The organism is Balneolaceae bacterium (assembly GCA_034521495.1).
In the GTDB taxonomy this organism is placed as follows: Bacteria; Bacteroidota; Rhodothermia; order Balneolales; family Balneolaceae; genus Rhodohalobacter.
The window spans coordinates 313,746-327,405 of the sequence record JAXHMK010000010.1 but is presented as its reverse complement, the minus strand read 5'-3'; the positions used below and the strand labels follow the sequence as shown (position 1 = coordinate 327,405).

Annotated in this window: 13 protein-coding genes and 1 pseudogene; 12 read left to right on the top strand and 2 right to left on the bottom strand. The window is 40.7% G+C overall.

Going from position 1 to position 13,660, the window contains the following annotated elements; translation table 11 throughout:
• Positions 1-128: 128 nt before the first annotated feature.
• The 7 genes from U5K72_10340 (at position 129) to U5K72_10310 (ending at position 9,034) form a co-directional block, all read left to right on the top strand.
• Positions 129-1,037 (top strand): EboA domain-containing protein, encoded by a 909-nt coding sequence (locus U5K72_10340; GenBank protein MDZ7719201.1) that lies wholly within the window; start codon positions 129-131, stop codon positions 1,035-1,037.
• 130 nt (positions 1,038-1,167) lie between these two features.
• A complete protein-coding gene (locus tag U5K72_10335) occupies positions 1,168-2,106 on the top strand; it encodes a TatD family hydrolase (protein ID MDZ7719200.1) in 939 nt (312 codons plus the stop codon).
• A 190-nt stretch (positions 2,107-2,296) separates the two neighbouring features.
• Entirely contained in the window at positions 2,297-3,199 is a 903-nt protein-coding gene (gene eboC / locus U5K72_10330; protein ID MDZ7719199.1) for a UbiA-like protein EboC, read from the top strand.
• A 177-nt stretch (positions 3,200-3,376) separates the two neighbouring features.
• Complete coding sequence (locus U5K72_10325) at positions 3,377-6,304, top strand: PVC-type heme-binding CxxCH protein (protein ID MDZ7719198.1); 2,928 nt, start codon at positions 3,377-3,379, stop codon at positions 6,302-6,304.
• 92 nt (positions 6,305-6,396) lie between these two features.
• Positions 6,397-6,867: a plastocyanin/azurin family copper-binding protein gene (locus U5K72_10320; protein MDZ7719197.1), complete on the top strand. Its 471-nt coding sequence runs from the start codon at positions 6,397-6,399 to the stop codon at positions 6,865-6,867.
• A gap of 22 nt (positions 6,868-6,889) precedes the next feature.
• Positions 6,890-7,738: a sugar phosphate isomerase/epimerase family protein gene (locus U5K72_10315; GenBank protein MDZ7719196.1), complete on the top strand. Its 849-nt coding sequence runs from the start codon at positions 6,890-6,892 to the stop codon at positions 7,736-7,738.
• Between the two features lie 168 nt (positions 7,739-7,906).
• Positions 7,907-9,034: a Gfo/Idh/MocA family oxidoreductase gene (locus U5K72_10310; protein ID MDZ7719195.1), complete on the top strand. Its 1,128-nt coding sequence runs from the start codon at positions 7,907-7,909 to the stop codon at positions 9,032-9,034.
• Between the two features lie 65 nt (positions 9,035-9,099).
• On the opposite strand, the gene U5K72_10305 is transcribed toward U5K72_10310, so the two are convergent.
• Positions 9,100-9,333 (bottom strand): hypothetical protein, encoded by a 234-nt coding sequence (locus tag U5K72_10305; protein MDZ7719194.1) that lies wholly within the window; start codon positions 9,331-9,333, stop codon positions 9,100-9,102.
• 144 nt (positions 9,334-9,477) lie between these two features.
• On the opposite strand from U5K72_10305, the pseudogene der reads away from it, so the two are divergent.
• The 5 genes and pseudogenes from der (at position 9,478) to U5K72_10280 (ending at position 13,202) form a co-directional block, all read left to right on the top strand.
• Positions 9,478-10,770 (top strand): annotated as a pseudogene (gene der, locus U5K72_10300) (ribosome biogenesis GTPase Der).
• Positions 10,771-10,864: 94 nt separating this feature from the next.
• Positions 10,865-11,557 (top strand): NADH-quinone oxidoreductase subunit I, encoded by a 693-nt coding sequence (locus U5K72_10295; GenBank protein MDZ7719193.1) that lies wholly within the window; start codon positions 10,865-10,867, stop codon positions 11,555-11,557.
• A gap of 17 nt (positions 11,558-11,574) precedes the next feature.
• Positions 11,575-12,129 carry a hypothetical protein gene (locus U5K72_10290; GenBank protein ID MDZ7719192.1) on the top strand — a complete coding sequence of 185 codons (555 nt, stop codon included), beginning with the start codon at positions 11,575-11,577 and terminating at the stop codon, positions 12,127-12,129.
• Positions 12,130-12,138: 9 nt separating this feature from the next.
• Positions 12,139-12,732 (top strand): hypothetical protein, encoded by a 594-nt coding sequence (locus tag U5K72_10285; GenBank protein MDZ7719191.1) that lies wholly within the window; start codon positions 12,139-12,141, stop codon positions 12,730-12,732.
• Positions 12,733-12,743: 11 nt separating this feature from the next.
• On the top strand, positions 12,744-13,202 hold the full coding sequence (locus U5K72_10280) for a redoxin domain-containing protein (GenBank protein ID MDZ7719190.1): 459 nt from the start codon (positions 12,744-12,746) through the stop codon (positions 13,200-13,202).
• Positions 13,203-13,320: 118 nt separating this feature from the next.
• Here the strand turns inward: U5K72_10280 and U5K72_10275 are convergent, their stop codons facing one another.
• On the bottom strand, positions 13,321-13,659 hold the full coding sequence (locus U5K72_10275) for a hypothetical protein (GenBank protein ID MDZ7719189.1): 339 nt from the start codon (positions 13,657-13,659) through the stop codon (positions 13,321-13,323).
• Position 13,660 lies beyond the last annotated feature (1 nt).

Here is a 13,660-nt window from a genome sequence, read left to right as displayed (position 1 = left end):
GATGGCTAAGTGTCTCTACAACAAACTACAAACAATGAACAAAGTATCATTTTTCATTCTTTTAAATTCAGCTTAGCTTAAAATCCTTTATTTTAAGAAGTGAAGTGATAATTTAAATTTAGTTAGGTATGAAAGGATTCGACAGGCAGACGGACTATAACTATAAAGAGATGAGAGCTGCAATTCTGATCTGGCTTGAAAAGAAGTTAGATGAACAAGCCGTTGAGTGGTTAAAAACTACCGGAGAGAAACTTGCCAACAATCCTGAAGATTGGTTGTTGTACACCTCCTTTAGTGCCGTTCCAAGACATACCGGTAAACAGGTATTAACATTTTCTGCTGATGAGATGGAGAAGGCCAAATCAATCCGAAAGAACTGGGAACCCATTGATTGGAGTGCTGATCAGCTTGGCCGGGTATTTTTGATGCTCAACTTTGCTAAAAATGGTAAGAATGAGTTCCTTGAAAAAATTGAAAAGATTTTTCTTACAAGTGATATGGGGGAGGCCGTTGCCTTATATAAAGGAATTCCACTTTATCCCTGCCAGGAAGAATTCAAAAAACGTGCAGCTGAAGGGATTCGAAGTAATATGACAACCGTTTTCAATGCTGTAGCTCATCATAATCCATACCCGGCAGAATATATGGACGAAGGTGCCTGGAACCAGGTTGTACTAAAAGCCCTCTTCGTTGAAAGTTCACTTTATAAAATTATCGGCCTTGATGAGAGAGCCAATAAAACACTTGCGAAAATACTGGTTGAATATGCACATGAGCGATGGTCAGCTGGACGTGAAGTTTCACCAGAGTTGTGGCGCCCTGTCGGTCCGTTTATTGATGATGAGTATTCTGATGATATTCAGAAAGTATTGAATCACCCGGATAAAACTCACAAACAAGCCGCTCTTCTGGCTTTGGAAAAAAGTGATTTTTCCGGCAGAGACAATCTCTTAGAAAATCACAAAGACCTGGTAAATGAAATGGAGGAAAACAATATTGGCTGGGATGATATCGGCAAAGAAGTCGAAGAAGATTAAGTTGAATAATTACAACAAACTAATAAGATGTCAACTTTAATATGTCGGTTGTGCGATGACTATACCAACATTCAATCGTTGACGTAACACCAATTTTATAAATCAATTCAAATAAGGAGCAAACCTACCCATGAGTGAGATGATGTTTATCGATCCGCACGTTCATATGATTTCAAGAACCACTGATGATTACCAGGCGATGAGAAGAGCTGGAGTTAAAGCTGTGATTGAACCCGCTTTTTGGGTGGGTCAGCCGCGTACAAATGCCGGAACCATGCTCGATTATTTTAGCTGGATTGTAGGATGGGAGCGATTCAGGGCGTCGCAGTTTGGAATTCAACACTACTGTACCATTGGCCTGAATTCAAAGGAGGCCAATAACGAAGCCCTGGCGGAGGAAGTGATGGAACTTATTCCGCGATACGCTGGCAAGGAAAGTGTTGTGGCGATCGGCGAGATCGGGTATGATGATATGACCAAATTAGAAGAAAAATATTTCATCGAGCAGGTTCAGCTTGCTAAAAAAATGGATATGCTCGTCTTGGTTCATACGCCACACAGGAATAAGAAAGAGGGAACAATCCGAAGTATGGATATTTGCGAAGCTCATGGAATGGATCCTTCAAAAGTAATTATCGATCACAATAATGAGGAGACTGTCGAAGCTGTACTTGATCGCGGTTACTGGACGGCTTTTACTATCTATCCCGGAACTAAGATGGGAAATGAGCGAATGGTTGAGATTGTGAAGGAGTACGGAACCGAACGAATCTTCATCGACAGCGCGGCCGACTGGGGGCACAGCGATCCGCTGGGAGTTCCAAAAACGGCGAAACTGATGCTTGAGCGCGGAATCTCTAAAGAAGATGTAAAAAAAGTAACCTACCAAAACGCTCTCGATGCATATGGACAAAGCGGCCGGTTCAATGAAGAAGACTGGCTGAATCGCTCTCCGATTGATCAATCAGAAACGTTCGGTGGAAATACTATTCTGCGAGGAGGTCATCGCCCACTGACCGAAGAAGATCTCGATAAACCCGGCAAGGACGATGATCTTATAATTGAATAAGGGAAAAACTCCAAATTCCAAGTACCAAATTTCAAATTCTTTTTTAAAAAAGTAGGCAGTTGACAGTTGACAAAATTTCTACATCATACAAATTACCTACTGCCGACAGTTTACTGTAATTGATATTTGTGATTTGGTGCTTGGAATTTTGTCATTTCAGGATTAATAGTTGGATGAAAGCTTAAAAAATATGCTCTATAAGATACGCGCCTTCCTCGAACTCATGCGCCCTGCAAACATTGTAACGGCGTTTGCCGATATCCTTGCCGGGTTTGCAGTCGCCGGTGGTGTCATCAGTTTTACTGGTGAAACTTCACTCATCACACCAGATGGACTGGGTTGGTTACTCTTATCAACATTTGGACTCTACGGAGGGGGTGTTGTTTTTAATGATGTTTTTGATGCCGAATTAGATGCGAAAGAACGACCCGAACGTGCCATACCAAGCGGACGGGTAACCAGATTTCAAGCTTCTTTATTAGGTACTCTTTTACATTTGATGGGGATACTTACAGCTTTCCAGGTGAATCAAACGGCAGGATTTATTGCCATCACCACAGCCATTCTGACTATTATTTATGATAGCAAAGCAAAGCACTCTGTTGTGTTTGGTCCCCTGTTTATGGGGCTCTGCAGAGGTGGAAATTTACTCTTGGGCATCAGTATTATTCCGGGTATTCTTTACAATTACTGGTTTTTAGCTTTTATCCCAATTGTTTATATCGCTTCCATCACACTGATAAGCCGGGGGGAGGTTTCCGGAGGGAGCAAAGTTCATGGTTATATAGCTGTCGGAATGATTATTTCAGTAATTTCTGCACTTCTGCTGCTGGTTACAACTCCGGATTTTTATCTGTTGACAGCCATCCCTTTTCTCATCCTATTCTCCTGGATGGTACTTCCTGCCTTTTTAAATGCTGCCATCAATCCAGAAGCCGTAACCATCAAGAATGCCGTAAAGCGAGGGGTTCTCTCGTTGATTTTTCTGAATAGTGTGTTAGCGGCAGGTTTCTCTGGTTTTATATTGGGTCTCATTGTTGTATCCCTGTTTCCGCTTTCCGTTTATCTTTCAAAAGTATTTGCCGTTACATAAGACAGAGATCTGTCAGATTTAGAGATTATCTCAACTACTTCAATCAGTCGTTCTTCTTTATTTGTTTGATATTTTTTCAGTTTAACAATGATTTTTGTATAGTGTCAATCGAACACTTATAAGAAGCGGGACGATATTGCTCGTTTTGTTCGATGATTCTAACCATATCCTTTTTCCATGAAAAATCATTACAGTAACTATTTGAGCGGAATAATTCTTCTTCTCATCACTTCATTCCTATTATTTTCTCCCGAACAGTCAGCTGCACAAACCTCTGACAACCAGCTTCATATTTTATTTTTAGGTGATGACGGGCATCATCAACCTATGGCGAGAGCTCAGCAGATTATACCCTATTTTGCATCTCGTGGTATATACATTCATTACACAGAACGAACAAAGGATTTAAATCTGAAAAATCTGAGTCAGTTTGACGGTTTAATATTTTATGGCAACCAAACAGTACTTTCCGGCAAACAGGAATCAGCACTGTTCAATTACGTTAATGATGGTGGAAGTTTGGTAGCTATTCATTCTGCCTCGGCAATGTTTCCCAAATCTGATGCCTATATCAATTTAGTGGGTGGGGCATTTAAAGCTCACGGAAGCGGTACATTTTCAACTAAACGATTATCACCCGGTCATCCGGTGTTTGAAGCAGTTCCAGCAATTGAAAGCTGGGATGAAACATACGTCCACATGAAACACAATCCCGACAAACAAGTTCTCTCCGTGAGAGTAGAGGATGACCATGAAGAACCATGGACCTGGATTCGGAACCAGGGAGAGGGCCGTGTGTTTTACACAGCATGGGGACATGATGAGCGAACCTGGAGTAAAATGGCTTTCAAACAATTGATTGAACAAGGTCTCCGATGGAGTATTGGTGACTGGGCACTGGATGCCATTTTTGATATACCAACATTTACGTTTGGTGAGGGCGAATTACCCTATTATCCGCCTGGTGAGCCCTGGGGAACGGTTGGTGAGCCGATTAAAAAAATTCAGAATCCTTTACCTCCCGAAGAATCAAGAAAGCACATCCTCGTTGATCCCGATTTTGAAGTGAAATTGTTTGCATCAGAAGAAGAGGTGATCAATCCAATAGATCTCACCTGGGATGAACAGGGACGTTTGTGGGTAACGGAAACGGTAGATTATCCAAACAAGTTTGCAGATAACCGGGAAGGAAACGACCGTATAAAAATTCTCGAAGACACCGATAATGATGGAAAAGCGGATAAAGTAACTGTTTTTGCTGATGGCCTGAACATCCCCACAAGTCTTGTTCTCTATAAGGATGGTGTAATTGTCTCTCAAGCTCCTGATTTTATCTATCTTAAAGATACTGACGGTGATGATAAAGCGGATGAAAGAGAAGTGCTTTTTACCGGATGGGGTACTTTTGATACGCATGCCGGCCCAAGTAATCTGCGATATGGGTTTGATAATCAGATCTGGGGAACGGTTGGATATTCAGCTTTTGAGGGTACGGTTGGAGGAGAGGAGCATCAATTCAGCAGTGGATTTTATCGTTTTCAACCGGATGGCTCGAGCCTGGAATATGTCTCAAGTACTACAAATAACACATGGGGAATTGGATTTAATGAAGAGGGGATGGTTTTTGGATCAACCGCGAATCGCGATCTCCCTCTTCACAGCGGTGTACCCAATAGAATTTACAACAGTATTCGTGGTTTTGGGCAGCCGCCAAGAATCCAGATGATCGCAAATTCAAACCGAATCTATCCATTACTCGATGAAGTTCGGCAAGTGGATCAGCATGGCCGATATACCTCAGCATCCGGATTTCAAATGTATACCGCCCGCGATTTTCCTGAACAATATTGGAACCGTCACGCTTTTGTATCAGACCCAACGGGTCATTTAACGGGCGAGTTTCTTATGGAAAAAGAGGGTAGTAGTTACAAGGCAAAAAATCTTGGAAGTTTACTTGCCAGCCAGGATGAGTGGTTTTCCCCCATTCAAACCAGAGTTGGCCCCGACGGTGCGCTGTGGGTACTTGACTGGTACAACATCGTTATTCAGCACAATCCAACCCCGGAAGGCGCCGAAACCGGTGCGGGAAATGCCTATGTTAATGACCTGCGTGATCGTCAGCATGCACGTATTTATCGTGTTGAATATAAGAATGCTGATCACTCGAAGGATCTGAATCTCAAAAATGCCACACCCGATCAATTAGTCAACACTCTTTCAAACGATAATCTGTTCTGGAGACTCACGGCTCAGCGATTGCTCGTTGAACGGGGCGAAGCAGATGTAATTCCACAATTAGTAAAGCTGATCGGAAATGAGAATGTGGATCATCTGGGATTAAATCCCGGAGCATTACATGCCATTTGGACATTAGATGGATTAGGGGCGATTAACAATTCAAATAGCGAAAGTTATAAGTCGGTAATGTCAGCCCTGTATCATCCGTCACCGGCTGTTCGTCGTGCTGCTTTGATGACACTTCCCCGGAACAAAGATGTTCTCAATCAAATTCTCGCTGCTGATATATTGCCCAATCCTCATGCTCCCGGAGAGATGGATTTTATAATGCCGGTGAGCATTATCTCGGCTTCTGATGCACAAGTCAGGTTGGCCGCACTGCTGGCTGTAGCTGAAATGCCCTCATCTGAAAAAGCGGGAATTTCGATAGCCGAACTTTTGACGGACGAAGCGAATGTAAACGATCGATGGATTCGCCATGCAGGTACAGCAGCAGCGGCAAATAACGACATCAGTTTTTTGGATCATGTACTCCAAAAACAACTGCCCGAAAATGCTGACAGTACATTCAAGGCAAATGTACAATCTGTTGTAGAATCCGTGGCCTCGCACTATGCATTAGGTGAATCACCACAAAATTCTGTCTCTGACTATTTGGTAAAATTGAGTTCAGCAGATTCTGTAATTGCATCTGCCTTTATCGCCGGAATCGCTTCTGAATGGCCTGATAATTCTGTACCTGCTTTAAGCGAAGATATGATAAATCAGCTTAGTGATTTGCGTGGACTTCTTCCTGAAAGTACTCATGATTATTTAAATATCCTGGCAGAAAGATGGGGAAATCCCGACCTGTTTGGTACTCTATAAATCATTGCAATTGGAAATCGATAATTACTTATGATTAACGGAATTAAATGAACTGTAGAATTAACTTCCTCAAACACTTTAAATGGGTATCTGTGCCTGTATTATCTCTAATTGTAGGCATTTTAAGTGCAGGTATTTCGTACGATTTTGACTTGAAAACAGAAGTGCCGATTTACTCACTAACGCCGGCTGATGGTGATACGGTTGTTGTAAAATCCATAGGTGCAGATCTCAGTTATGATGTAACCGAAATTCGAGCTCAAGCCGGTTCAACACTAACCATACGCTATGAAAATTGGGGAGAAATGCCCCATAACATTGTTTTAGTGAATGAACGTGCAGATATCAATCCTGTTGGAGTAGCGGCATTACAGGCTAATGATACAGATTACATTCCTCAGGGAGAGTCAGTACAGGAGAGAATTCTTGCAAACACAGTATTAGCTAAACCCGGAGATACAGTATTTTTGACAATCACTGTACCGCCACCGGGCACATATCCATATATCTGCTCCTATCCCGGTCATTTTACAATGATGCAGGGAAAATTAATTTCCGAATAACTTTCATTCAAAAACAATTTCTATGAAATTTGGCGTCAGTCTTTGGCTTTGGACAGCACCGGTTACCAACGAAGTAATAGAAGAGTATGCCCCAAAAATTGCTGATTTAGGGTTTGATACGGTTGAGATTCCTCTTGAGGATCCTGCCGAACTGGATTGTGAAAAAGCACGAAAAGCTGTTGAAGAGAATGGACTCACACTCACAACCTGTGCAGCGATGGGAGGGGGGCGAGACCTGATTCATCCGGATAAATCTGTTCGGGATGACGGAATGAAATATATGGAGGATTCTCTGGATGCAGCTGAGAAATTGGGATCAGAACTTTTTGTAGGACCGCTGGCCTCGGAAGTAGGCCGACTTTGGGAATCTGATGATGCCCAAAGAAAAGAGGAAACAGAATTACTGGTTACACAACTTCGGGAAGTTGCTGATTATGCAGCATCCAAAGATATTACGATCTGCCTGGAAGCTCTCAATCGTTTCGAGACAAGTTTTTTAAACCTCACCAGTCAGGTTTGTGAGGTGATTGATCAGGTAGATCATCCAAACTGCAAAGTGATGATCGACCTGTTTCATGCCGGAATCGAAGAGAAAAATTTAGGCGATGCAATCCGAACTGCCGGCGATAATCTCTACCATTTCCAGGTTGCCGAAAATGATCGTGGAACCCCCGGAACGGGTCAATTTGATTGGAATGGAATTGCGAAGGCTCTGAAAGAGATTGGATATGACCGGCATGTGATCATTGAAACATTCACACAGGATAATGAACTTTTGGCAAAGGCAGCTGCGATATGGAGGCCACTTGCAGAGAGTCCGGATCAACTTGCGAAGGATGGACTTTCTTTTTTGAAGAAGCTTTTGACATAGAATTAGGGACTATTTGAAGTTATTTAGTCAAGCTCCGTCAGACCGCTGATTTTGCGGTCAGACGGGTAAACACATGATATAAGATCCATCTGATGGCAAAAGCAGCCGTCTGATGGATTACAAACTCTGTATTTAATTGTGAATCATAACATAAAAAACTATCTGACCATGGCTGATAAAAATGTAAATATTGCAATTGTAGGACTCGGTTTTGGAGCTGAATTCATTCCCATTTATCAACGGCATCCACATGCGAATATGTATGCAATTTGCCAGAGATCGGAGGATAGTTTGAATGAAATAGGGGATGAGTTTGGCGTTGATACACGGTACACTTCATATGAAGAGATGCTGGAGGATCCGGAAATTGATGCGGTTCATATCAACACACCTATTCAGTTACATGCCAAACATTCGCTGATGGCACTTCGGGCCGGAAAGCATGTTTCCTGTACGGTTCCCATGGCTACTACCATTGAAGATTGCGAAGAGATAGTGAATACAGTTAAAGAAACTGGTTTGAAATATACAATGGCCGAAACGGTTGTGTACAGCCGTGAATTTTTGTTCGTAAAAGAGTTGTATGAAAAAGGGGAGTTAGGTGAGATACAGTACTTACAAGCCAGTCACCCGCAAGACATGGAAGGATGGCCGGAATACTGGGAGCGAATGAAACCGATGCACTATGCAACGCACGTTGTTAGTCCGGTTCTTGGGTTAATGAATAAACCTGCCGAGTATGTCTCCTGTTTTGGCTCGGGAAAAATCAGTGATGATTTAGCTAAAAAATCCGGATGTCCTTTCGCCGTTCAATCCGCTCACATTAAACTAAAAGGGTCCAATGTATCCGCACATATCTATCGAAGTTTGTTTGATACGGCTCGTCAATACCGCGAGAGTTTTGATGCCTACGGTTCAAAGAAATCCTACGAATGGCCGCTGATTGAAGGGGAGAAACCTGTCATTCACACCGCCAAGAAACCTGAACCGGAAATACCTGAGCGGGTCGAAGTCCCAGATTACGGGCATCTCTTGCCGGATGAAATTGCTCCATTTACACAAGCCGGTGTATACGATGCGGAAGATTCGGCTCACTTATCATTTATCCAGGGAGGGGGGCATGGAGGGTCTCATCCGCATCTGGCACATGAGTTTGTTTCGTCTATTGTGGAAGATCGCGAGCCCTATCCAAATGCGGTAACTGCAGCCAACTGGACCTGTGTTGGCTTGCTCGCTCACGAATCGTCTATGAATGGTGGTGAGATTAAAAAGCTTCCGGAATTTACTTTGGGGTGATAGTTGTAATTATAAAATTTAGGAGTCAGTTGTTGTTAAAAATATCAACAACTGACGAAACCCATTTATAATTTCCGAAGCTGCCTCTTTTGACGAATCATATCTGCAATGAGCCAAATAACCGGGTATACAGGTACAAAAATGGCAAGTCCAAAAAAGATGATTTGACGGGATCGCTTTCTGTCAGCCTGAACGATTCCTGCAACACCGGCCATCCAGAATACAAAGAACATGAAAACAAGAAAAGAGAAGAGCAGGGTACCCGCAAAACCAAAAATATTATGTACGCTTTCAAGCATATGCTTTGTTCAAAAAATTGTTAACTTTCGGTTCAATAATATACACTTCAAACTTAATGCAAAACTGTAACATATTCTATTTTCGATGTTACGTTGAAGCGAAGTGTTGAATCTTCAAATAATTATCGTATGTCATCAACGGTTTCCATCGTAGGCCGTCCTAATGTTGGGAAATCCACGCTCTTCAATCGACTTATCGGGAGGAGAAAAGCGATCGTACACGATGAATATGGTGTAACCCGAGATCGCCACTATGGAGAAAGTTTCTGGAATGGAAAAAACTTTTCGGTAATTGATACCGGAGGGTATTTACCAAATGAATCAGATGCCATCTCGTCCGGAATTCGTGAACAAGTTCACCTGGCAATCGAGGAATCGGATGTCATTCTTTTTATTGTTGATACAGAAATGGGCATTCATCCTTTAGATCAGGCCGTTTCTGAAATTCTCAGAAAACAAGATAAACCTGTTCTGCTGGTTGTAAATAAATGCGACAACGAGGAAAAACGGATGGAAGCAGTTGAGTTTTACGGACTTGGATTTGAGGAACTTTTCCCGGTTTCCTCCATTAGTGGAACCGGAACAGGAGATTTACTCGATAAAGTTGCGGAACTTCTGCCGGATGAAAATGAGGAAGAGGAGAGCAATCTCCCAAAAATTGCATTTGTCGGCCGGCCCAATGTAGGGAAAAGCAGTTTAATGAATGCTCTCCTGAAAAGTGACCGCTGTATTGTAACGGAGATTCCCGGCACAACGCGTGATGCAATTAACAGTAAACTCGAGTACAAAGGCGACACATTCATTATTGTGGATACTGCCGGGCTTCGAAAAAAAGCAAAAGTAAAAGAGAATATTGAGTTTTACAGCACCGTTCGAACCGACCGCTCTATTAAGGATGCCGATATTGTAGTTTTGATGCTGGACGCGATGAGGGGTTTTGATGAACAGGACAAACGAATTCTCAGAGAGGCCGAGAATTTTAATAAAGGTATTATTATTGTTCTGAATAAATGGGATACCGTTCCAGAGAAAAATTCAAATCTTTTAAAAGAGTTTGAGGAATACATTCATGGAAAGGTGCGAACACTTGATTATATCCCTATAATATCAATTTCAGCTCTTACTGGATTGCGCATTGAAAAAGTACTTGATTACTCAAAGAAAGTTCTCGAACAGCGCAAGAAAAAAATACCGACACCCGAGCTGAATGATTCCATCCAAAAAATATTGAAGGAACGACCTTTACCGGTAAAAAGAGGACGGCAGCTAAAAATTCAATACGCAGTACAGGTAAAGTCCAATCCACCTGTTTTTAAGTTTTTTATGAATAACCCACAGGAACTTCCTCCTAATTACAGACGTTTTTTGGAAAACAAGCTGCGTGAGTACTATGGCTTTCAGGGAGTACCGATAACGATGGTATTTCGTCAAAAATAGTATTCAAGTTGCAGAATTATCTTTGAACAGAAACTGCCAAAGAGTTATTTTGCCACACTGATAAACACAAGCACATTATTAATGAAGGTATAGCATGCAAAAGAATCTTGATCAACCAGTTGCTAATGCTCTAAATGAAGATTACCAGCGGGAACGTAAGCTCTCATTTCTTGAGAAGATTTACATCCCTGAAATTTTAAGGGGATTATGGTATTCTTTCAAACAGATGTTTGCTCCCACGTTTACCCTTAACTATCCTGATGAAAAGTGGGAACCGCCATCAATTTTCAGAGGAAGGCCAGTTCTTGTAGAAGATAATGGACAGGAACGCTGTGTGTCCTGCGGTCTTTGTGCACGAGCATGCCCGCCGTTGGCAATTAGCATGCAAGCGAGTGAAAACTCTGACGACCCTAAGGAACGATATCCTGAGAAGTTTGAAATTAACATGCTTCGTTGTATCTATTGTGGATATTGCGAAGAGGTTTGCCCAGAAGAGGCTATTGTAATGAGTAAAGATTATGATATTGTATTTGAATCAAGAGAGGATGCAGTTTATGATAAATCTCGACTGATGGTTCCTAAAGAAGATCTAAAGGAACGGCTTGATTTCCTTAAAGAGTACAAGAACAACCAGTTTGGGCAATTTTGGGATTTTCAGGAAGAGAATAACATTCATTCCGTAAGAGACAGAGACCGAGACTGGAACACAGGACTTTCTCTTGTTGATCTGCTTGAGCAACAGAAGAAAAACGATGCTTCTGAAGCATCTACTAACTGGTCTGTTTAAGTAAGATCAATTTAAATATGACAAATCAGGAAATTACTCAAGAACAATTCAATGAGTTAATTAGCGATGCCGAATATCTTCTCGATGAAGCAGAGGCACTCAAATATGTAATTGATTCTGTTCCATATGATGAAACACCACCCGACGGGATGTCTATCTATAATATGCTTAAACTGATTGATCATGCCCAGGTAAATTACTACAGACCTATCACGGAGCGGGTATTTTCTGAAAACAGGATGATTAAACTTTCAGATTTTGAGCATTACAAAGACACGTTTGAGGAAGTGACGGATGAGGATGAGATAAACATCCAGAAAACCTTAAGCAAAATTATAAAACACCGGGCGGCCGTAATTAATGTATTTAAACGGATTCCTTTAATTGACTGGGAGAGAAATCTTAAAGGAGATAGGGGAGAGTCGCTTATTCTGTTTGATCTTGCGAATAAGATGGTTCGAGACGAGCGAAGTATTTTAAAAGAGATTGCTGATTTGGTGCTTATTTATCAAAATGAACGACAACATCAGCGAGAGATTAATAAAAAAGCCTCTCAGAATAAATCTTCTTAGGACATTATTTTGTGGACACAATTATTCTCCATTCTTTCAGTAATTGTCGCCCTGCTAATTGTTCTAAAAAAGTACTCTTCTGAATCAAAAGATTATATTTACATAGGTATTGCTTCATTAACTATTTGGCTGATTGGTGATATTATACACTCAGTAAATGTGCCATTTCAGAAAGTAGTACAGCTTTTCTTGCAATCTTTCTCATTATCATTTGTGTTAGTGATTTTTTTGAAATTTATCCGGCAGCGTAAGCCTATTATCTTTAGATATCCCAACTATATGGTTTATTTGCCACTATTAATTCCAATTACCCAGCTAATTGTTGCAGATACACAAATTATCGGTGAGATTATATTTATGTCTCTGCAAGCTATATGTCTTATTGTATACGTATTATTATCAATAGGTTATAGTGCAGAAATAGAGAATAAAATATTAACGATTGTGGGAATTTTATTACTAACAGGTGGGTTTACTTTTTACTGGATCTTGCAAGAATATTATATCGTATTTGAATGGGCCTGGGGACTTACCAATGCTTCCGGAGTACTTGCTTCTGTATATTCATTTTCAGATCTGATTAAATCAAATGAAAACATTTAACGACTAAATGAATGAACGTAGGTGAAACAGTAGAAGATTTTGTATTGAAAGATACGAGTGGGAATGATCTTCGCTTATATGACCAAATAAGTGACGGCAAAGTATTAATATTATTTTTTCCATTGGCTTTTAGCAGTGTTTGCACAGATGAAATGTGTCATTACAGGGATAATATGAAGCTGTATAACTCATTGAATGCAAATATATTAGGGATAAGCGTTGATAGTTTTTTTACTCTCAAAGAGTTTAAAAGATCAAATAATTTACCGTTTCCACTGGTTAGTGATTTTAACAAAAAAGTATCCAGACAATTTGGTGTTCTAAATGAAGATTATTTTGGAATGAATGGGGTAGCAAAAAGAGCTGCTTTTGTTATAAATTCAGAAGGAGTCGTAGAGTATTCCGAAATAGTAGAGAATTCAGATTTACTGCCTGATTTTAAAGCTATCCAACATGCCTTAGAAGAATAACAGGGGAGAGTACTGACAGAATTGTTGTTCATCTTATGGTATTTACATCCTTACTTTACATAATATATATTATACGACAAGTAAGCAGGGGTTGAAATTAGTGTAATCCCTGTAATTGTTACTCTTCAGTTACCGAAATATCAAAGATTCCCTCTTTATTCGGTTTTAAAAGAATCTTATCAAGGACAGCATCCATATTAATTTTCTCTTCAATTCTAATTTGATCTTCTTGTGTATCGGACAAAATTTTCGAAATAACTCTTGACTTGTCGATCACTAAAACCAAAACTTGTCTTCTGCCCTCAAAATTATCGTTAATATATTTTCTGAGTTGGTCCGCTTTTACACATACAATTCCATTTTCATGTTTGGTGCCTTCAGGATTGTAATAGCCACCTTTATTAAACTGTTTCCATTTACGTTTCGATACTGCATGAAATATTAAATTTGAACTCATT